Genomic DNA, 20,099 nt, shown 5'->3' with positions numbered 1-20,099 from the left:
CGAATGACTCTTGAAATGATATACGCCATACCTTTCCTTATATTCCTATCATCAATATTTCACACGTAATAACTGCAAGTCAATATATAATTTTACAAATTATGAAAAATATATCTATGATTTCACATCATTCTTCTCATGTATTTTAATCATACTGGAAGGAAATTTTTCCGGTTAAATAACGCTTTTTTTCACCCGCTTTTCAACACGTTTTTTCAATTCTTTTCGCCAGTTAAAATAAAGATCTCCGAGAAAAGAAGGAAGATAAAATTGGGGAAAGACAGTTAGGACAAGGGCTGCGCACGAAAAAGACCCGGAAATCGGAATTGTTTATTTTACCGAAATCCAGGTCTTATTAGGAAAACTATTTTATGACTGGGAAATGTTCTTTTTAGTTAGACGATTTCAATACAAGTCTCGCCACTGCTTCAACATGCGCCGTCTGCGGAAACATATCGACAGGCTGAATATAGTCCACGCGATAGTCCTTCGACAGCGTCTGCAAATCCTTCGCAAGCGTGGATGGATTGCAGGAAACATAGACGAAGCGTTTCGGTTTGACTTTTTTGATCGTGTCCAGGAACGTGCTGTCACAGCCCGTTCTTGGCGGGTCTACAATGACGACGTCCGGGCGGAAGCCTTCTTTCGTCCATTTCGGGAGCCAGTGTTCGGCTGTTCCTGTTACATATGTGGCATTTGCCATGCCGTGTTTTTTGGCGTTTTTCTTAGCATCGTCAATTGATTCCTTGATGACGTCCATGCCGCGGACTTCCTTCGCTCCGTCCGCCACCCACATGCCGATAGTGCCGACGCCGCAATACGCATCAACGACTTTTTCTTTTCCGGTCAGCTGCGCCGCTTTTTTCACTTCATCATACAGCTTGACGGTCTGTTCCGGGTTGAGCTGGAAGAAAGCGCGGGCACTCAATTCAAAAGATACGTCGCCTAGCACTTCTTGAATTACTGTTTTTCCGGCGAGCTGTTTTGTTTTCTCACCAAAAATCACTGAAGTTTTCGCACCATTTACATTCTGAATAATGGATTTGACCTCTGGCAATCGCTTTTGAATCGCTTTGACGATTTCTTCCTTGTGCGGAAGCGTTTCTTTTGCGGTTACAAGCACGACCTGCACTTCGCCTGTTTCAAAGCCGACTCTCGTCACGATCGTGCGAACGTCGCCTTTTCGTTTTCTTTCATTATAAACAGACACATTGAAGTCCTCTAAAATGCGGCGGACGATGCCTGTTGTTTTGTTCGTTGCCGGATGCTGAACGATGCAATCTTTAATCGGCACGATATCATGGGAATCAAGGCCGTATAAGCCGGCGATGATGCTGCCGCTTTGCGAGCGTCCGATCTGGAATTGGCTTTTATTGCGGTAATTCCACGGGTTGTCCATGCCGATCGTTTCTTTGATTTCCATGTTTTCAACTTTAAACTTCGTATGGCGTTCAAGAGACTGAATGACGATATCGCGTTTTTCCCGAAGCTGCTGGCTGTATGCAAGGTGCTGAAGCTGACATCCGCCGCATTGTTCATAAACAGGGCAAGGCGGTGCCACCCGGTGCTCAGATGCCTTGCGGATTTTCTTAATGCGGCCCTCCGAAAACTTCGGCTGGACCTTTGTGGCCTGCACAACAACTTCTTCGCCAGGAAGCGCGCCGGGTACGAAGACGACTTTTTTCTTAAAATAGCCGACACCTTCTCCGTTAATGCCGAGACGCTTAATCGTCAGCGGAAAGGTTTGTCCGACCTTCAGTTCGACGGGCGCCTGTTTCTTTTGTTGGTTCACGTTGTTCTCTCCGTTTCTATATAAAGCTTTCTGCAGATGGCAGAAAGTGAAATGGTTTTTTCACATCTTTCTAGTATAACACGTTTGCAGGATTTCCTTCATTGTCAGATGAATTATTCTATACTCCTCCACAAATATAAAGACGCATAGCTTAAATAAGGCTCCCACTCCTTGCTCATCGCCAGCATGACATCCTTTGCCGGCTTATCGTCCAGCTGAAAATGGCGTTTGATGGCATTTTGGAGGCCGATATCGGCAAGCGGGAATAAATTGGGACGGCCAAGTCCGAACATGAGGACGTTTTGCACAGTCCACGGGCCGATACCCCTAATTTTGATCAGTTTCTTCATAATGTCTTCATCCGCCATATGCGGCAGCTCTGACAAGCTGAGTGTGCCTTCTGCGATCATCCTTGATGTATCAATGGTGTATTCCGCTTTTCTCATGCTGAATTGCAGATCACGCAGATCCTGATAATCGAGTTCTGCAATCGTTTCCGGCTTTGGGTAGCACCACACGCCATCCTTCTGCTCGCCAAACGCATGAACAAACCGTTCTGTTAGCGTGTAAGCGAAGGAAAGATTGAGCTGCTGGTGGATAATGCATTTCATCATGCAGTTGTACACGCTGTAGTCCAGAACAAGCGGAGTCCCTGCATGCTCTTCAAAAATGGCGGACAGGCTCGTTTTTGAAAAATGATCCAGAACGTGCTGCAAATGATTTTCCCATTGAAAAATCCGCTTGATTTCCTTCATCATTTCTCCCTGATCCGTTTCCCCGCTGACGAGGAACTCAGGCTCACCCGCATGGCCTAACGCCTGTATCTTTACAATACATACATCCCCCGCTTGATTTCTGATTGGCACACGGACTTCCCTCGCCTCTCGATCAACAGCATTGAGGGGGTCTAAAGACAGCCTGTCCAGCACGCGGTCAAAATGATACGGAGGCGTGACAGATACTTTTTCCTTCCACATGAGATCCACCCTTTTTCCGTTTTTGTTCAGTATAACATGCCGCTTGAATTAGGCAGAGAGTACCGTATACTTTTCTCATAAAGACCGCATGATATAATGGCAGGTGGAGGGTTGTTTATGATCAACATTACCGCAATCACAACAGAGCATCAGCTGCTGAAAAATATACCGATCGAACGAGTGGAACAGCCTGATATTGCATGGTACTGGGTTGATTTTTACGGCCCGGAGGATACGGAAACGGCGTTATTGAGAGATTTTTTTCATTTTCACCCGCTTGCCATTGAGGATTGCTTCCAGCATATGCAGCGGCCGAAGCTTGACCATTATGACGGCTATCGTTTTTACGTGATTCATGCGCTGAATAAGGAAACACTTGAGACGGAGGAAGTCGATATCTTTCAAGGCGAAAAATTTGTCGTCACCTTTCATTTACACGAAACGCCCGGTATCGCTAAAGTCCGGGAGCGTTTGTATGCTTCACCGGATATATTGAAAAAAGGGCCCGGGCATATTTCTTATATGATCATGGATCAGCTTGTTGATGAATATTTTCCTCTCGTGTATAAAATTGAAGACCGGCTGAATGAAATTGAAGAAAGCCGTCCCCACAAAACGTATGGAACGCTGATGAACGAGGTGTTTGATCTCAGAACAGACCTATTGCATTTGAGACGGACGATTATCCCGATGCGTGATTTGCTCTACCGGATTTTAAGCCTTGACCATGTGAAAGAGCAGCGGGAAACGAAAGCCTACTTCAGTGACATATACGATCATTTGTTAAAGTTGTCTGAAATTGTGGAATCCAACCGTGACATGACGTCCGACTTGCGTGACAGCTACGTGACGCTAAACTCAAACCGGATGAATGCGATTATGATGACACTGACGATCGTATCAACCATTTTCATCCCGCTCACCTTTATTGCTGGTGTATACGGTATGAACTTCGACTTTATGCCGGAGCTGCATTGGAAATACGGATATTTCGCTGTACTTGGCCTGATGGCCGCGCTTGTGATTGGAATGCTGATTTGGTTTGTACATAAAGGATGGTTCAATATTTTTAAATGAGGACAGCGAGCAGCTGTTCTTTTTTGTTGTAAGCCGATCGCTATGCATATTCTGTTCATATTGTTTATAATGGAAAAAATATTCAGGGAGTGATCAGATTGAAAATTGCTGTCATCGGACTCGGCAATATGGGACAGCCCATTGCCCGAAATGTTCTTCAAGCAGGCTACGAATTGACTGTATATAACCGGACGAAACAAAAGACAGAAGAATTTGTCACAAAAGGCGCACAGGCAGCTGATACGCCGCGGCTGGCGGCAAAGTCCGCTGATATTGTCATTACTATGCTTGCAGATGATGATTCTGTCAGCGCCGTGACATTCGGAGAAGACGGGCTGCTTGAAGGATTAGCAGAGAACGGCATTCACATCTCGATGAGCACAATCAGTGTTGAGTTTTCAGAAAAGCTCGCAGCAGCTCATGCAGAGAAAGGACAATTTTTTCTCGCCGCTCCTGTTCTTGGCAGACCGGATGCCGCAGCCAAAGCCGCGCTCCGTATCATAACAGCCGGACCGGCGGAAGCAAAGCAAGCTGCCAAGCCTCTGCTCGACAGCCTGAGCCAGCAGGTATTTGACGTCGGCGAAGAAAGCAAGACGGCAAATGCAGCCAAAATCAGCATCAATTTCTTGCTTGTGTCCATGCTGGAGGCGTTATCTGAATCCTTTTTAATGATGGAGAAATACGGCTTAGAACAAAAACAATTTTTAGAAATCGCCAGCGCGCTCTTTGGTTCTCCAGTCTATCAAAATTACGGAACCATTATGGCCGAGCAGAAATTTGAGCCGGCCGGCTTCAAAATGTCTTTAGGGCTGAAGGATACCAATCTGGCACTCGCCGCCGCAAAACAGGTTTCTGCAAATCTTCCTCTTGCCGAGCTGGCCAAGAGCCATTTTGAATGCGGGATTGAGAAAGGCTTCGGGGATCTGGACTGGGCCGCACTGATTGAATGTATAAAATAAAGAAAAACCTCTCCGTTTAAGGAGAGGTTTTTCTCTTTTACAAAGACGGCAGCCTCATTTCTTTCTCAAACATCAGATCATCAATGCTTTTAAAAGTGTAGCCCTGTTTTTTCAGATCTGTAATCGCGTCATCCAGCGCTTCTGCATTGTCCCTCGATACGGTGTGAAGCAGGTAAATGGCTCCCGGGTGCGCCTGCTTGATCATATGATCGTAGGCATATTTCTTTCCCTTTTGGTTGTTGATTTTCCAATCAACAAAAGCGACCGACCAGAAAACGGTTTGATAGCCGAGGCGTTTCGTTTCTTTCAGTACGTACTCACTGAACACGCCGCGCGGCGGACGCAAGTACAGATTGTCCTGCTTTCCCGTAATTTTATAAACCTCTTCGTTGACTGAATCAAGTTCATCCTGAATCTGATCAGCTGTTTTTGTCGTTAAATCCGGATGGTGAAAGGAATGGTTGCCGATAATATGGCCCTCATCTGACATACGTTTGATCAGCTGAGGCTGGTCCTTTACGAAATGCCCGGTGACAAAAAACGTTCCTGTTACGCGATGTTTTTTTAAGACATCAAGCACTTTTGGCGTATAGCCATTTTCATATCCGTTATCAAACGTTAAGTAAATCGTTTTTTCCTTTGTATTCCCTAAATAAAACGCGTCATATTTTTCAATTAAACGGTTCAGCTGCTTCCCGGCATCTGGCGGCTGATGATTGACACTTCGTTTAAAGCCCCAATTAATCGGCTCATTCGGCACCGCTTCCGCCTGTGCTGCACCTCCGGCAAGCAATACGGCGGCGCAGCATATTGAACACATCCACTTCATGGCCAGCGCTCCTTCTGCATTTTTTCTTATTTTACAGATAGGGGCTTTGTTTTATACTGTTGCTTTATGCCAATAAAAAAACCGCGGCGGGCGCGCGGTTTTATTCCCAATCTTTTTTAAAACGTTCGTATTTGGCTTCCAGGTCATCAAGCATGCTGATAAGCCTGTCTATATCTTCAACGTCGGTTGCTTCAGGGTCTAATGAATCGATGACGTTCATAAACATGTCAAGTCTGTTCTTTAAATAATCAATCTGCTGATCTTTATTGTTTACGGCGTTCCCCATTCTGTTCCTCCATTCATTTTTTATTATGGTAGCTCATTTTTTGCGGTTTTTCAATCGCCGCGCTACTTGCGATCTTGGCAAATCAGGTCTAAAATTAACTGTTGGCAGCGTTAGTATGCCCATTTATAAAGGAGTTAGATAGTCATGACACAAAACACGAAGCTGCGTCCGATTACGCCCGAGTTTGACCCTTGGGAAGCCTATATGGATGTTGACCAATACGGAGACATGCAGCTGACAAACGTTGAATTCACAACGACGACACTGTGCAATATGAGATGCGAGCATTGTGCTGTAGGCTATACATTGCAGCCTAAAGACCCGAATGCTCTGCCAATAGATCTTCTGTTAAAACGGCTGGAGGAAATCCCGCGCCTCAGATCCATCAGCATCACAGGCGGAGAGCCGATGCTTTCGTTGAAATCAGTAAAAGAATATGTTGTTCCTTTATTGAAATATGCCCATGAACGGGGTGTGCGGACACAAATTAATTCAAATCTGACCCTCGACATCGAGCGGTACGAATGGATCATTCCGTATCTCGATGTGCTACATATTTCTCATAACTGGGGTACAGTTGAAGATTTTGCTGAAATCGGCTTTGCCATGATGGACAGAAAACCGACCTTCGAACAGCGCGCGCGCTATTTTGAAAAAATGATCGAAAACAGCCGCACGCTCGTGGATGCCGGAGTAATGGTATCTGCGGAAACGATGCTGAACAAACGAACTCTTCCGCATATTGAGCATATTCACCGCCAAATCACAGAAGATATGAAATGTCAGCGTCACGAGGTCCACCCAATGTATCCAAGCGATTTCGCAAGCGCTCTTGAATCCCTCAGCCTGAAAGAGATGAGACAGGCCATTCACCGCTTGCTGGATATTCGTGATGAAAATACGTGGATGCTGTTCGGAACGCTGCCGTTTTATGCCTGCAGTCCGGACGAAGACGACCAAAAGCTGCTTCGCCGGCTTCGCGCGGCGAAAAACGTCACAGTGCGAAATGACCCTGACGGCCGGTCCCGCCTGAATGTGAACATTTTCGACGGAAACATTATCGTGACCGATTTCGGTGATACCCCGCCGCTTGGCAACATTCAGACGGACAGCCTCCCTTCCGCCTATGAAAAGTGGAGAGAGACCAAGCTTGCGAAAGAACTAAGTTGCCACTGCCCGAATGTCCGGTGCCTCGGACCGAATGTTCTTGTCAAAAACAGTTATTATCAGGATACAGACTTCACAAAACGTCAAACCAGGAGTTAGATGCGGATGAAAGAAACACTTACGGAGATTTTTCAAAATAAAATCGTCGATATTCTCCTCGTTGCGGTTATCCTTTGGATCGGTGTCTTTATCATCAACCGGCTGGTACAACTATTTTTTAAACGGACGGACTTTATTGAAGAAAAAAAGGAAAAAACGATTGAAAGCCTTGTCCGTTCTGTCACCCAGTATACGGCGACAATTGGTTTTATCTTTTACGTTATTTCTTTATTTGTGCATGATTTCGGCAAGATATTGGCCGGGGCGGGCGTAGCAGGTATCGTGATCGGTTTTGGCGCCCAATCGCTGATCAAAGATGTGCTGGCTGGTGTGTTCTTAATATATGAACGCCAGCTGCACAAAGGCGATTATGTCACCGTCAACAACTTGTTCAACGGGACAGTGGAGGAAATCGGCCTCCGCTCGCTGCAAATCCGGGAATGGAGCGGGAAGCTGCTCACCATCAGCAACGGCGAGGTCAGACAAATAGAGAACTATAATATTGATTTTATGCGGATTACCGAATCCTTTCTTATCAGCTTTAAAGAAGATCCGGACCGCGTGTACAGCGTGTTGGAAGAGGCATGTGACATGCTGAATGAAGAGCTTCGTGATTCATTGAAGCGGGATGAATTCGGCAATCCGACAGAACCGTTTCAAATCCACGGCATCACCGCATTGAATAAAATCAATCGCGGCGTCGAATTTACGGTTAAAGGCATGGTGAAAGATGATGATTATTTCAGTGCCAGCCTTGCAGTCAGACGGGTTCTCGTTCGCCAGCTCTACCAAAACAATGTGCAAATGCTTGAGGAAGCGGTCCGAATCGAGAGAACCCAATAAACAAAAAAACTGATTCCGAGTTGGAATCAGTTTTTTATTTATCTTGGCAGTGAGGAAAGCTGAAAGCCAAATGTGACATGATCTTGAACCGGAATCCACGCGCCGATTCCCTGTGACGTGACATTTTTCACGACGAGTTTTCGTTTATTTCCTTTCAGCACTAAGTACACTTCTCCGTAAGTCACTTTTCCTTTTTCATTCACAGCCGGTGCATATGCATGTAGATAACCGATTTTTTTAGGAGCGACCTTATAAATCTGATCCCGTTTTGTGCCAGCCCCAATGACCGTCTCAAATGCAAGCGGGAGGTTCGTTTTCTTCATTGCTTTTTGCATCATCATGCTTTTGACATCTTCAGCATTTGGAACTTTAGCTGTCAAGCCGCCCTTCACTCTGTACTGCTGTTCCTGGGCATAATGCATTTCAGCCGTTTCTTTCCCGCCGCGGTTATCCGCACGGTTTGTATTGATTTTTTTATATTCCCAGTTTGCGACTGTTTCATTTGATTCATAGCCGAGCGCCCATTTCCCGAGAAATATTGTCGCCCGGTACCCTACTGCAAGCGGTGTGCCGGATATGTTGGATTCATTCAGCATTTTGATGAGATGCGGATTTTCAATCTTTACCTCAGAATGATCGAGCAATTCCTTTGCCAGCTTGCTCGGCTGAAGCATTGGCTGATCCTGTGAAGCATTCGGATACGTGTTTTCCTTTGAAATGCTTGCGACAGAATTAGGAACCTTAAACTGCTTTTTCGCGTGGATGGGCTGAACGCCGAAAAAACTAAAGAATAACAACACAATAAGTGTGGAATGAAATAGCTTTTTCATCATATCACTCTTTCTATGGCATTTTCCCTTAGTCTTTTCATCCCGCTTTGTTGTTATCCATCATTTTTTCAGGTTAAAGAAGGAAAAAGCCGATCGCCATAATGATATATGCAGCAAGCAGTGTCGCCCCTTCAAACCAGTTGGAATCCCCGTCATTCGAAATCGCGATCATCAAGAGAACCGCTGATACCATCGCGACGAGCTCAGGCAATGTAAATACAAGCGGCATGCTTGTCGGAAAAAAGATAGAACAGATGACGAGAACCGGTGCGACAAACATAGCGATCTGCAGCGTAGAGCCTACTGCAATTTCAACCGCAATGTCCATTTTATTTTTGAAGGCCATAATAATCGCTGACGCGTGCTCCGCCGCATTTCCTACAATCGCCACGATGATGACCCCGATAAACAGCTCGCTCCACCCGAACTGTTCAGCCACCGAGTGAAAGGTATGGACCAGGTTTTCGGATATGTATGCAACCACAATCGTTGCCGCAAACAAGACAATCGTCGCAACCTTCCCTGACCATTCCGGCTCTTCCTCTTCTTCAGTCTGAGCGGCATTATTCGGCTGATAAACGCCCCGATGCGTGACAAGTTTAAAGTACAGCGCCGCCACATATAACAGAATCATAATGATGCTGATGCCGATGCTTAAATTGAGTTTGCTGGCGTTTCCCATACCAACAGAGAATACCTCCGGAATCACAAAGGCGACAATGATGGCAAAAATCAGAAGCCCGGAATTATGGCGGGCATCATGGATATTAAATTCCTGCCGCTTATATTTTAAACCGCCGACAAAAAACGATAGGCCCGCTACCAGCAACAGGTTCCCCAGCACTGAACCGGTTAAAGAGGCAAGCACGATTCCTGTCAGGCCTTCTTTTAATGCAAAAAGGGAAATAATCAGCTCCACCGCATTCCCGAAGGTTGCATTCAACAAACCGCCGATACGCGGTCCTGCAATGATGGACAGTGATTCTGTCGCCCTCCCCATATAGCTTGCAAGCGCGATAATCGTCACGCAATAAACTGCAAATAGAACCGCGGAAGGCCAATGCATCAAACTGCCAATCACAGAAAGCGGAACACCGGCCGCCACTAAAATAAAAAAGATACGATTCATGGTGAAATAGCTCCTTTTTTATGACTTGTTTTATTTTTATTCTTCACAAAAACCTTCATGATTACACGAGGGCAAATGTATAGCGTGATATAGGCTTTTTTCAGGTTGCCTGCTTTTGGAAAACGTTGTACGATCAACATAGATTCCATATAAGGAGAACTGACACGATGTCACGATTTCATTTCTTTATCCTTGTCTTGCTCGTATCCATTTCCGGGTTTTCACAAGGCATGCTGCTGCCTGTCATTTCAATCATTTTTGAAACAAATGGAGAATCCGCTGCTATCAACGGCCTGCACGCGACCGGGCTGTATATCGGTGTGCTTTTGGCTTCGCCGTTTATGGAAGCGCCGCTCAGAAAGCTCGGGTTCAAGCCGCTGATCGTCATGGGCGGAAGCATTGTCATTTTAAGCTTATTCGGATTTATTTGGCTTCAGTCAGTTTGGGTCTGGTTCCTGCTTCGCCTGTTCATTGGAATCGGCGACCACATGCTTCACTTCTCTACGCAAACGTGGGTGACCTCCATGTCATCAAAACAAAATCGCGGAAGAAACCTGTCTATTTATGGGCTTTCCTTTGGCCTTGGCTTTGCCGCAGGCCCGTTCATGGTGCCGCTTGTCAAGCTGAGTCCGTCGCTTCCTTTTATCGTGTCCGGCTGCATCAGTCTGTTTGCGTGGCTTTTTGTTTTCTTTCTACAAAATGCATACCCGGAAACCAGTCCTCATGAAACCAAATCAGACAATAGTTTCAGGCGATTTTATCAGGCCATGCTGTTTGGGTGGGTTGCCTTTATGCCTACATTTGGCTATGGCTTTCTGGAAACGGCGCTGAACGGAAGCTTTCCGGTGTACGCGCTCCGTTTGGGGATATCAGTAGACGCAGTAGCGATCATCCTTCCCGCATTTGCGATTGGAAGCATTATCTTTCAGTTTCCGCTCGGCATCCTCAGCGATAAATACGGCAGGCGGAATGTGCTGCTGGTGATTTTGCTGACTGGGGCTCTTTGCTTTTTCATCGCCGGTGTATTTCCTTCGCCCTACGTGATCGGCGGCTGCTTTTTTATTGCAGGAATGGCAGTCGGATCAACCTTTACACTTGGCATCAGCTATATGACAGATCTTCTTCCGCCTCACCTCCTGCCGGCGGGAAACCTGCTTTGCGGCATTACATTCAGTCTCGGCAGCATCCTCGGCCCGGTTGCCGGCGGCTGGTATATGCAGACATTTGAAAGCGCAAACTTGTTCTACTTCATTACTCTCACGCTTAGCGCTGTGTGGCTGGCCCTTGTGCTGGGCAAACCGAAAAGCTGGTCACCGGCTGAAACCTATTCTTCATCTTCTTAATCAAAAAGCCTCCCGACATCATGTCAGGAGGCTTTTATGCTAATGGTAGCCGTTTTGTCCGTTGGCGCTTCCGCTTGTTTTATGGCTCGATTTGCTTTTCGAGTTTTGTTTGTTATGGCTTCCGCCTTTTTTCGTATGCTTGGTCATCACGATATCCCCCCGACTTCTTTTTGAACCGAAGTTCGTTTATAGGGTGCGCTAATGGTAGGGATTTTCATCAGGAAGCTTTTTACGTTTATGTAAAAGAGCGTTGATTTCTCCGCCTAGGATAATTAAAATGCCGCTCAAGTAAAACCAAATCATCAGAACGATGATTCCCCCGATGCTCCCGTAAGTGGCGCTATAGTTCGCAAACGTGCTGACGTAAAACGAAAACAATGTGCTGACAACGATCCAGCCGATGGTCGCAAAGACCGCACCCGGCATGACAAACCGGAGAGACAGCTTTTTGTTCGGCGCAATCACATACAGCGCGGAAAAAACAATCAAAAGCACAAGCGGGCTGACACCCCAGCGAATGGCGGCCCAGACGGATAAAAACAGATCCGATGCGCCGACAAAGTCAGAAGCGAGCCTTCCAATCTCCCGGCCAAATACCGGCAGAAGCAAAGCCACTAAAATCGTAAATACCATGGCAATCGTCAAAAAAATAGAGGTTAGACGAACAATGATAAAAGAGCGGTTTTCTTCCACATCATACGCGTGGTTCAGCGACCGGACGATCGCGTTCATTCCATTAGACGCAGACCATAATGCGGCGATAATCCCGAATGACAGCAAACCGCCATTTCGATTATTTAAGGTTTGATGGGTAATGGATTCAACGAGAGACATCGCACTGGCGGGAGCATATTGTTCTATGACTCCTAAAACATCATCGGTAGAAAGCGGAAGATACGCGGTGAGCGTCAGCATAAAAATCAAAAACGGAAACAGTGACAATAGAAAAAAATACGCCAGCTCCGCTGATTTACTTTGTCCTTCATGAAGGGTGTATCTGCTGAAAAGCTCTTTCAAAAAACTCATGTCGTCTCACCTCGCATGTTTGATCATTTTTTTGAAAAATGCTCTTTCGTTTCTTGCACGAGTTCCATCACTTGCGGCGTTGTTTTCTTCAGCTCTTTCACCTGCTGGTTCACAAAGTCGACTTCCTTTGAAAGCGTTCGGGCGAGCTTTTTGGCCTCATCCACTTTTGTGATGACAGTGTTTTTTAACAGCTCTGGGTTGCTTTTGTACAGTGAAAGTTTATGCTTGCATGTCAGCCATCTCATCCCGCACGCCTGTCTTGTCGGCTTATGGAGCAGTGATAACGCCGCGCCTGCCGCAGCTCCGAGAAATATCCCTTTCAGCATTAAACGTTCGTTGTTCATGCAAATTCTCCTTTCACTCACAATTGTTTTTCTTTTTGAATGGATGCAAGCAACTGCTCACAGCCCGTTTTGATTAATTGGCAGACCTCTTCAAAGTTCCCTGTGTAGTAAGGATCGGGTACGTCAGCCAGATCTGAATCTTCAACATAGTCCAAGAGCCTTTTGATATGCGAGGTGTTTTTAAAACCCGCCATGCTTCTGAGACTTCCGATATTTTCTGCATCCATTGCAATGATGTAATCAAAATCGTCCAGATCCTGTTCGCTGACTTGACGCGCCAGCATGCCATCAAAGCTGATTCCTTCTCTGCGCAATATCTCCTGCGTTCCCTCATGCGGGGGGTTGCCGATGTGCCAGCCGCCAATACCGGCTGAGTCCGCCTTGATTTTCCCCTCTAATCCTTTTTTGGCTGCCAGGTCCCTAAAAATCGCTTCCGCCATCGGAGACCGGCAAATGTTACCTAAACAAACAAATAACACGCTTATCATGATGTGCAACCTCCCTATTCTTTGCCCCTATTTCTCTAAAAAGAAACCTTCATGAATATCTTAGTAGGATGTTCATTTTCTTTTCAACTGATGTCTTCACTTTTTTGGAATGAACAGCCTGCTTTTAGAATAGGGTTTTTTTCTGATGGAATTCTGTTAGAATAAAACATACCTATATTGCGCATAGAAAGGATGGAACCCTTTGTCCAGCCCAAATACAGAAACATTAACTCAAATGATTGAAGAGATTTCCCAAAAGCTGAACATGCTGAACGTCGGCGTAATCAAAGCGGAGGATTTCAGTGATGAGAAGATTGAAGACCTCACGTACCTTCACAGAATGGTGATGAAAAAAGAATCATTCAGCCCAAGTGAAATGCAGGCGATTGCTCAAGAATTAGCCTCGCTTCGTAAATAATGGAGACTGGCCGGAAACTCGGCGAGTCTTTTTTATCATTTCCCCAAACCAAAACAGCAAAGTGTTCGAATAAGATTTGAAGGAGTACAAGCATGCAAACGACATCTATCAAAACAGCATCCGGAATGTATATCAACTACTTCTTTCTGGGGATGGTCAACATCATTCTCGCATCCAATATGTCTTCATTAACAAAACAGTGGAATACCGATCCGACCGGCATCAGTTATGTCATTGCCGCTATCGGGTTTGGCAAACTGCTGACATACGGCATTTCCGGCGTTCTATCAGATAAAATCGGCAGAAAGCCGCTTGTTGTCGCTTCTGCGGGAATTATGGCCGTCTTTTTAGTCGGTATTCCTTTATCACCGAGCTATGAGCTGGCGTTTGTGTTCGCTTTATTAGCCGGAGTCGCTAATTCAGCCATGGATGCCGGAACATATCCGGCCCTAACCGAGCTCTTTCCGTCTGCTTCCGGTTCGGCAAATGTCTTGGTTAAAGCCTTTATGTCTGTGGGGGCCGCACTTTTGCCGCTTTTGATCACATTTTTAGCAGACCACAGCATGTTTTACGGATTTGCTTTTTATCTGCCGGCAGCGGTCTATCTCCTGAATATTATTTATTTATCAACGCTTTCGTTTCCTAAAAAACATAAGAAACCAACTAATAGCGGCCAACAGGAATCTCCCGTTTTCTTGTCTGAACCCGTTTTTCAGAAGGAAGGCACCGCACTGATTATCATCGGTTTTACATCCACGGCTTTATTTACGGTTTCTCAAATCTGGCTCCCGAGCTACGCGCAAAAGGCAGCCGGTTTAGCTGAATCAGCATCTGTACAATTGCTGAGCTATTATAGTATAGGATCTCTGGCATCTGTTTTATTATTAGCCGTTTTGCTGAATAGATGGGTCAAACCTGTCTTCATAACGCTCTTATATCCTATTATTACTTTATGTACGCTCGCAGTCATGCTGACCGTTCATATCCCAGTTGTGCTGGACATCACTGCCTTTTTCTTAGGCTTTTCAACTGCGGGTGTGTTTCAAATTACCATTACGTTAATGACAGAGCTTTTCTGGAAGCGAAAAGGAACCGTTACCGGAATTGTAGCGACTGCTTCAAGTCTTGCATCGATTCTGCTGCCGATTGCAACAGGGCTTATCGCAAAAGCGGGGGGCATCGCCCATATTTTCATATTCGACTTCGGCATTGCGGTCATCGGAACGGCTGCAGCTGCTTTCTTGTATTACAGGTACAAGAAACTGACAGGTGCTCAAGCCTAAGCAACAAAAAAACGGACGCCCAAGAGCGTCCGTTTTTTCTTATTTCTCAAGCAATGCCAATGACTCGCGGTTAAATGCCGGTATATCGTCCGGTGTGCGGCTAGTGACCAATTGATCCTGGCAAACAACCACTTCCTTGTCCACAACGTCGGCACCGGCGTTTTCCATGTCAACACGAATGGACGTATAGCCCGTCGCTTTTCGGCCGTCGAGCGCTTTCGCATTGATTAAAAGCTGCGGGCCGTGGCAAATGGCAAATACCGGCTTTTTGTCAGTCATAAACGCTTTTGTAAATTGGACGAAACGATCGTCAGCGCGAAGCTGGTCTGGTGAAAATCCTCCAGGAATCAAAAGCGCATCAAAGTCTGAAGAATTTACGTCGTCAATGGACGCGTCAACCGTCACTTCCGCTGTTCCCTGCTTGCCTTTTACTGTTTTTCCTTTTTCTTTTTCGATGACAGTCAGTTCATGTCCCGCTTCTTTAAAGGCTTTCGCAGGCTCAGTGTACTCGCTGTCCTCAAAATAATATGTTAAAACAACTGCAATTTTTTTCCCCATGATTCATAACCTCCCGCTTTATATGTCTACATAAAACACTCTACCCCAGCCACACTAAAATAAACATTCCGCGATTGTGACAAACGATAAGCATAAATGCCCAGTATTTGTCGTTTGATACTGCTACATAATACTCATTTTTCTCCCTTTTACAATAATCATAAAGAAACACCTACAAATAGTTACAAAATATTCTTACAATAGGAGCTGTAACACAAATTTCGTTGAAAGGTGGAGAACTGGTGAGAATACAGAAAAGACGAACACACGTCGAAAACATTCTCCGTATTCTTTTGCCCCCAATTATGATACTTAGCCTAATCCTCCCAACACCACCCATTCATGCAGAAGAAAGCGCGGCTCCTCAGGTGCATCTGAGTATTTTGGCTACGACTGATATTCATGCCAACATGATGGATTACGATTACTACAGCGACAAAGAAACGGCGGATTTCGGTCTGGCGAGAACAGCGCAATTGATCCAAAAGCACCGCGAGCAAAACCCTAACACCCTGCTTGTGGATAACGGCGACTTGATTCAAGGGAATCCGCTGGGTGAATACGCGGTGAAATATCAAAAAGACGACATTATCTCCGGCACGAAAACCCATCCGATTATCAGCGTCATGAATGCGCTGAAATACGACGCCGGAACGCTTGGCAATCATGAATTCAACTACGGGCTCGACTTTCTCGACGGCACAATCAAAGGAGCCGATTTCCCGATTGTAAATGCCAACGTCAAAACAACTAGCGGCGAAAACCGTTATACGCCGTATGTGATTAATGAAAAAACCCTCATTGATGAAAACGGTAATGAGCAGAAAGTAAAAGTCGGCTACATAGGCTTTGTCCCGCCGCAAATCATGACATGGGACAAAAAGAATCTCGAGGGGCAAGTTCAGGTGCAGGATATCGTAGAATCCGCCAATGAAACGATCCCGAAAATGAAGGCGGAAGGCGCAGATGTCATTATTGCCCTCGCCCACACCGGCATTGAAAAGCAGGCGCAATCATCAGGCGCAGAAAACGCCGTGTTTGACCTTGCCACCAAAACGAAAGGCATTGACGCGATTATCTCGGGCCATCAGCACGGACTCTTTCCTTCCGCCGAGTATGCGGGTGTTGCTCAGTTCAATGTGGAAAAGGGAACAATTAACGGCATTCCTGTCGTCATGCCAAGCAGCTGGGGCAAATATTTAGGCGTGATTGACCTCAAGCTTGAAAAGGCGGACGGCTCATGGAAGGTAGCAGATTCCAAAGGAAGTATTGAATCTATTGCTGGCAACGTCACATCAAGAAACGAAACCGTTACAAACACCATTCAGCAAACACACCAAAACACACTGGAGTATGTCCGAAAGCCAGTCGGCAAAACCGAAGCAGATATTAACAGCTTCTTTGCACAGGTCAAAGATGATCCTTCCATTCAGATCGTGACTGACGCGCAAAAGTGGTACGCTGAAAAAGAAATGAAGGATACCGAGTACAAGAACCTGCCGATTTTATCCGCTGGAGCGCCGTTTAAAGCAGGCGGCAGAAACGGAGCCAATTACTATACAAACATTCCAGCCGGAGATCTTGCGATTAAAAATGTCGGTGACTTGTATCTTTACGATAATACTGTTCAAATCGTCAAGCTGACAGGCAGCGAGGTCAAGGACTGGCTGGAGATGTCAGCAGGCCAATTCAATCAAATTGATCCAGCCAAAGGCGGCGATCAGGCCTTGCTGAACGAGAATTTCCGCTCCTATAATTTTGACGTGATTGACGGTGTCACATATCAGGTCGATGTGACAAAACCGGCTAAATACAATGAGAACGGAAAAGTGATCAATGCGGATTCATCCCGGATCATCAACCTTTCCTATGAAGGCAAGCCGATCAGCCCAAGCCAGGAATTTCTCGTGGTCACCAATAACTATCGTGCGTCAGGAGGCGGCGGGTTCCCTCACTTGACGAGTGATAAAATTGTCCACGGCTCTGCGGTTGAAAACAGGCAGGTGCTGATGGATTACATTATTGAACAAAAAACAGTCAATCCAAAGGCAGACAACAACTGGTCAATCGCGCCTGTTTCCGGCACAAATCTGACGTTTGAATCATCGCTTTTGGCGAAGCCATTTGCCGATAAAGCAGACGACGTCGCTTATGTAGGCAAGTCTGCGAATGAAGGCTATGGTGTGTATAAGCTGCAATTCGATGATGATTCAAATCCAGACCCTCCTAAAGAAGGACTGTGGGATCTGACCGTCATGCACACCAATGATACGCACGCACATCTCGATGATGCAGCGAGACGAATGACGAAAATCAACGAAGTACGCAGCGAAACAAATCACAACATTCTCCTTGATGCGGGAGATGTGTTTTCCGGCGATCTGTATTTTACAAAATGGAACGGTTTGGCCGATCTGAAAATGATGAACATGATGGGCTATGACGCCATGACCTTCGGGAACCATGAATTTGATAAAGGCCCGACAGTGCTTTCTGATTTTCTAAGCGGAAACAGCGCAACCGTTGATCCGGCGAACCGCTATCACTTTGAAGCACCGGAATTTCCGATTGTCAGTGCAAACGTAGATGTGTCAAATGAACCCAAGCTGAAATCATTTGTCAAAAAGCCGCAAACCTTTACGGCAGGTGAAGAGAAAGAGGCCGGCATCCACCCTTACATTCTGTTAGACGTTGACGGGGAGAAAGTCGCCGTATTCGGCCTGACAACGGAAGATACGGCTACCACATCAAGCCCGGGCAAAAGCATCATATTCAATGATGCCTTTGAAACAGCACAAAACACCGTCAAAGCGATTCAGGAAGAAGAAAAAGCAAATAAAATTATTGCATTAACCCATATCGGGCATAACCGGGATCTTGAGCTAGCCAAAAAAGTAAAAGGCATTGACTTGATCATCGGCGGACACACTCACACCCTCGTTGACAAAATGGAGGTCGTAAACAACGAAGAACCGACGATCGTGGCGCAGGCAAAAGAATACGGCCAATTCTTGGGGCGCGTTGATGTCGCGTTTGATGAAAATGGCGTTGTGCAAACAGACAAATCAAATCTGAGCGTGCTGCCAATTGATGAGCATACAGAAGAAAACGCAGAAGCAAAACAAGAGCTTGATCAGTTCAAAAGTGAATTAGAGGACGTGAAAAATGAAAAAGTCGGCTATACGGATGTGGCGCTTGACGGCCAGCGTGAGCATGTGCGCACGAAGGAAACGAATCTCGGAAACTTCATCGCGGACGGTATGCTGGCAAAAGCGAAAGAAGCAGCCGGCGCCAGAATAGCGATAACAAATGGCGGCGGCATCAGAGCAGGCATTGACAAAGGTGATATCACACTCGGCGAGGTGCTCAACGTGATGCCGTTCGGCAATACGCTTTACGTGGCCGATTTAACCGGAAAACAAATTAAAGAAGCCCTTGAACAAGGCCTAAGCAATGTGGAAAATGGCGGCGGCGCTTTCCCTCAGGTGGCCGGAATCGAATATACCTTTACATTAAACAACGAACCTGGACACCGTGTGTTAGAAGTGAAAATTGAATCGCCTAACGGAGACAAAGTTGCTATAAATACGGATGATACCTACCGCGTGGCAACGAATAATTTTGTCGGTGCCGGAGGAGACGGATATTCTGTCTTTACAGAAGCCTCCCATGGTGAAGACCTTGGCTACGTTGATTATGAGATTTTCACCGAACAGCTGAAAAAACTAGGAAACAAGGTCTCTCCTAAAATTGAAGGACGGATCAAAGAAGTATTCCTGCCGACAAAGCAGAAGGACGGCAGCTGGACACTTGATGAAGACAAATTTGCGATTTACGCTAAAAATGCCAACACGCCGTTTGTCTATTATGGAACACATGAAGGATCTCAAGAGAAGCCTATCAATCTTAAAGTGAAAAAAGATCAGGTCAAACTTTTGAAAGAAAGAGAGTCAGATCCTTCATTGACGGTGTTCAACTACTGGTACAGCATGAAGATGCCAATGGCGAACCTTAAAACCGCAGACACTGCAATCGGAATCAAGTCGACGGGAGAATTGGATGTGTCACTGTCAGATGTATATGACTTTACAGTGAAGCAAAAAGGAAAGGAAATAAAATCATTCAAGGAGCCCGTACAGCTTTCGCTTCGCATGTTTGATATTGAAGAAGCCCATAACCCTGCCATTTATCACGTCGATAGAAAAAAGAAAGCTTTCACAAAGACAGGTCACGGATCAGTCGATGATGATATGGTGACAGGATATACAAACCACTTCAGCGAATACACGATCTTAAATTCCGGTTCAAACAACAAACCGCCGGCATTCCCGTCCGACCAACCGACAGGCGGTGATGACGGCAATCATGGCGGAGGCTCCGACAAACCAGGCGGAAAACAGCCAACTGACGGAAACGGAGGAAATGATACGCCTCCCGGCACTCAACTGACTAACGGCTCTGGTGGAAACGGTTCGGGCGGATCAGGAACAGACGGTCCGGCTGGCGGCCTGCTTCCGGACACAGCCACATCCATGTACTCGATCCTGTTGGCCGGATTTCTGATTAGTGCACTCGGAACGGCAATGTACTTACATCAGAGGAGAAAACAGAATAGAGCGAATCAGGCATAAAAAAAGAGCTGCTCGCTTAG

The 20,099-nt window shown here is 46.0% G+C and carries 18 protein-coding genes; 8 read left to right on the top strand and 10 right to left on the bottom strand.

Annotated elements, in window-relative coordinates; genetic code table 11:
• Positions 1-391: 391 nt before the first annotated feature.
• Complete coding sequence (gene rlmD / locus SB658_RS19115; protein ID WP_003233644.1) at positions 392-1,792, bottom strand: 23S rRNA (uracil(1939)-C(5))-methyltransferase RlmD; 1,401 nt, start codon at positions 1,790-1,792, stop codon at positions 392-394.
• Between the two features lie 113 nt (positions 1,793-1,905).
• A complete protein-coding gene (locus SB658_RS19110) occupies positions 1,906-2,769 on the bottom strand; it encodes a DNA-3-methyladenine glycosylase family protein (protein ID WP_038427531.1) in 864 nt (287 codons plus the stop codon).
• Between the two features lie 117 nt (positions 2,770-2,886).
• On the opposite strand from SB658_RS19110, the gene corA reads away from it, so the two are divergent.
• The gene (gene corA, locus SB658_RS19105; protein ID WP_003233650.1) at positions 2,887-3,846 is read left to right on the top strand and encodes a magnesium/cobalt transporter CorA; all 960 of its coding nucleotides are present in this window, start codon (positions 2,887-2,889) and stop codon (positions 3,844-3,846) included.
• A gap of 98 nt (positions 3,847-3,944) precedes the next feature.
• The gene (locus tag SB658_RS19100) at positions 3,945-4,805 is read left to right on the top strand and encodes an NAD(P)-dependent oxidoreductase (protein ID WP_069703767.1); all 861 of its coding nucleotides are present in this window, start codon (positions 3,945-3,947) and stop codon (positions 4,803-4,805) included.
• 37 nt (positions 4,806-4,842) lie between these two features.
• On the opposite strand, the gene pdaA is transcribed toward SB658_RS19100, so the two are convergent.
• Both pdaA and SB658_RS19090 read right to left on the bottom strand, forming a co-directional pair.
• Positions 4,843-5,634, bottom strand: coding sequence for a delta-lactam-biosynthetic de-N-acetylase (gene pdaA / locus SB658_RS19095; RefSeq protein WP_032726648.1), 792 nt, complete (start codon positions 5,632-5,634; stop codon positions 4,843-4,845).
• A gap of 100 nt (positions 5,635-5,734) precedes the next feature.
• On the bottom strand, positions 5,735-5,920 hold the full coding sequence (locus SB658_RS19090) for an SE1561 family protein (RefSeq protein ID WP_003223132.1): 186 nt from the start codon (positions 5,918-5,920) through the stop codon (positions 5,735-5,737).
• Between the two features lie 144 nt (positions 5,921-6,064).
• Here SB658_RS19090 and yfkAB point away from each other — a divergent pair, with 144 nt between their 5' ends.
• On the top strand, positions 6,065-7,186 hold the full coding sequence (gene yfkAB, locus SB658_RS19085) for a radical SAM/CxCxxxxC motif protein YfkAB (protein WP_069703766.1): 1,122 nt from the start codon (positions 6,065-6,067) through the stop codon (positions 7,184-7,186).
• Positions 7,187-8,029, top strand: a complete 843-nt coding sequence (gene mscC / locus SB658_RS19080; RefSeq protein WP_010886444.1) for a mechanosensitive ion channel protein MscC — start codon at positions 7,187-7,189, stop codon at positions 8,027-8,029. It begins immediately after the preceding gene.
• Between the two features lie 38 nt (positions 8,030-8,067).
• Here mscC and SB658_RS19075 read toward each other — a convergent pair whose 3' ends face one another.
• Both SB658_RS19075 and cax read right to left on the bottom strand, forming a co-directional pair.
• Positions 8,068-8,862: a YfkD famly protein gene (locus SB658_RS19075; RefSeq protein ID WP_003233657.1), complete on the bottom strand. Its 795-nt coding sequence runs from the start codon at positions 8,860-8,862 to the stop codon at positions 8,068-8,070.
• Between the two features lie 70 nt (positions 8,863-8,932).
• Entirely contained in the window at positions 8,933-9,988 is a 1,056-nt protein-coding gene (cax, locus tag SB658_RS19070; protein WP_038427529.1) for a calcium/proton exchanger, read from the bottom strand.
• Positions 9,989-10,155: 167 nt separating this feature from the next.
• Between cax and SB658_RS19065 the strand changes: the two genes are divergently transcribed.
• Positions 10,156-11,331: an MFS transporter gene (locus SB658_RS19065; protein WP_003243008.1), complete on the top strand. Its 1,176-nt coding sequence runs from the start codon at positions 10,156-10,158 to the stop codon at positions 11,329-11,331.
• Positions 11,332-11,529: 198 nt separating this feature from the next.
• On the opposite strand, the gene SB658_RS19060 is transcribed toward SB658_RS19065, so the two are convergent.
• The 3 genes from SB658_RS19060 to yfkJ are packed head-to-tail and all read right to left on the bottom strand — an operon-like array spanning position 11,530 to position 13,189.
• The gene (locus SB658_RS19060) at positions 11,530-12,357 is read right to left on the bottom strand and encodes a YihY family inner membrane protein (protein WP_014479170.1); all 828 of its coding nucleotides are present in this window, start codon (positions 12,355-12,357) and stop codon (positions 11,530-11,532) included.
• Between the two features lie 23 nt (positions 12,358-12,380).
• On the bottom strand, positions 12,381-12,701 hold the full coding sequence (locus SB658_RS19055; protein WP_003242981.1) for a hypothetical protein: 321 nt from the start codon (positions 12,699-12,701) through the stop codon (positions 12,381-12,383).
• A gap of 17 nt (positions 12,702-12,718) precedes the next feature.
• Positions 12,719-13,189 carry a protein-tyrosine-phosphatase gene (gene yfkJ / locus SB658_RS19050; protein WP_003243480.1) on the bottom strand — a complete coding sequence of 157 codons (471 nt, stop codon included), beginning with the start codon at positions 13,187-13,189 and terminating at the stop codon, positions 12,719-12,721.
• Between the two features lie 202 nt (positions 13,190-13,391).
• Between yfkJ and SB658_RS19045 the strand changes: the two genes are divergently transcribed.
• On the top strand, positions 13,392-13,607 hold the full coding sequence (locus tag SB658_RS19045) for a DUF1128 domain-containing protein (protein ID WP_003243712.1): 216 nt from the start codon (positions 13,392-13,394) through the stop codon (positions 13,605-13,607).
• 92 nt (positions 13,608-13,699) lie between these two features.
• On the top strand, positions 13,700-14,890 hold the full coding sequence (locus tag SB658_RS19040) for an MFS transporter (protein WP_003243812.1): 1,191 nt from the start codon (positions 13,700-13,702) through the stop codon (positions 14,888-14,890).
• A 39-nt stretch (positions 14,891-14,929) separates the two neighbouring features.
• On the opposite strand, the gene yfkM is transcribed toward SB658_RS19040, so the two are convergent.
• The gene (yfkM, locus tag SB658_RS19035) at positions 14,930-15,448 is read right to left on the bottom strand and encodes a general stress protein 18 (protein WP_003243504.1); all 519 of its coding nucleotides are present in this window, start codon (positions 15,446-15,448) and stop codon (positions 14,930-14,932) included.
• A 242-nt stretch (positions 15,449-15,690) separates the two neighbouring features.
• Here yfkM and SB658_RS19030 point away from each other — a divergent pair, with 242 nt between their 5' ends.
• Positions 15,691-20,079: a multifunctional 2',3'-cyclic-nucleotide 2'-phosphodiesterase/3'-nucleotidase/5'-nucleotidase gene (locus tag SB658_RS19030; RefSeq protein ID WP_144500852.1), complete on the top strand. Its 4,389-nt coding sequence runs from the start codon at positions 15,691-15,693 to the stop codon at positions 20,077-20,079.
• The last annotated feature ends 20 nt before the right edge of the window (positions 20,080-20,099 follow it).

This window comes from Bacillus sp. SIMBA_008 (assembly GCF_046535495.1).
Taxonomy (GTDB): Bacteria; Bacillota; Bacilli; order Bacillales; family Bacillaceae; genus Bacillus; species Bacillus subtilis.
This window is presented reverse-complemented; position numbering and strand designations above follow the sequence as displayed.

What these genes read in the sequence shown, in the direction of transcription:
- yfkJ (WP_003243480.1), bottom strand. Translation starts at nt 13,189, where the DNA reads ATGATAAGCGTGTTATTTGTTTGTTTAGGTAACATTTGCCGGTCTCCG.
- SB658_RS19075 (WP_003233657.1), bottom strand. Translation starts at nt 8,862, where the DNA reads ATGATGAAAAAGCTATTTCATTCCACACTTATTGTGTTGTTATTCTTT.
- corA (WP_003233650.1), top strand. Translation starts at nt 2,887, where the DNA reads ATGATCAACATTACCGCAATCACAACAGAGCATCAGCTGCTGAAAAAT.
- SB658_RS19060 (WP_014479170.1), bottom strand. Translation starts at nt 12,357, where the DNA reads ATGAGTTTTTTGAAAGAGCTTTTCAGCAGATACACCCTTCATGAAGGA.
- pdaA (WP_032726648.1), bottom strand. Translation starts at nt 5,634, where the DNA reads ATGAAGTGGATGTGTTCAATATGCTGCGCCGCCGTATTGCTTGCCGGA.
- SB658_RS19110 (WP_038427531.1), bottom strand. Translation starts at nt 2,769, where the DNA reads ATGTGGAAGGAAAAAGTATCTGTCACGCCTCCGTATCATTTTGACCGC.
- SB658_RS19065 (WP_003243008.1), top strand. Translation starts at nt 10,156, where the DNA reads ATGTCACGATTTCATTTCTTTATCCTTGTCTTGCTCGTATCCATTTCC.
- SB658_RS19090 (WP_003223132.1), bottom strand. Translation starts at nt 5,920, where the DNA reads ATGGGGAACGCCGTAAACAATAAAGATCAGCAGATTGATTATTTAAAG.
- cax (WP_038427529.1), bottom strand. Translation starts at nt 9,988, where the DNA reads ATGAATCGTATCTTTTTTATTTTAGTGGCGGCCGGTGTTCCGCTTTCT.
- yfkM (WP_003243504.1), bottom strand. Translation starts at nt 15,448, where the DNA reads ATGGGGAAAAAAATTGCAGTTGTTTTAACATATTATTTTGAGGACAGC.
- mscC (WP_010886444.1), top strand. Translation starts at nt 7,187, where the DNA reads ATGCGGATGAAAGAAACACTTACGGAGATTTTTCAAAATAAAATCGTC.
- SB658_RS19040 (WP_003243812.1), top strand. Translation starts at nt 13,700, where the DNA reads ATGCAAACGACATCTATCAAAACAGCATCCGGAATGTATATCAACTAC.
- SB658_RS19055 (WP_003242981.1), bottom strand. Translation starts at nt 12,701, where the DNA reads ATGAACAACGAACGTTTAATGCTGAAAGGGATATTTCTCGGAGCTGCG.
- yfkAB (WP_069703766.1), top strand. Translation starts at nt 6,065, where the DNA reads ATGACACAAAACACGAAGCTGCGTCCGATTACGCCCGAGTTTGACCCT.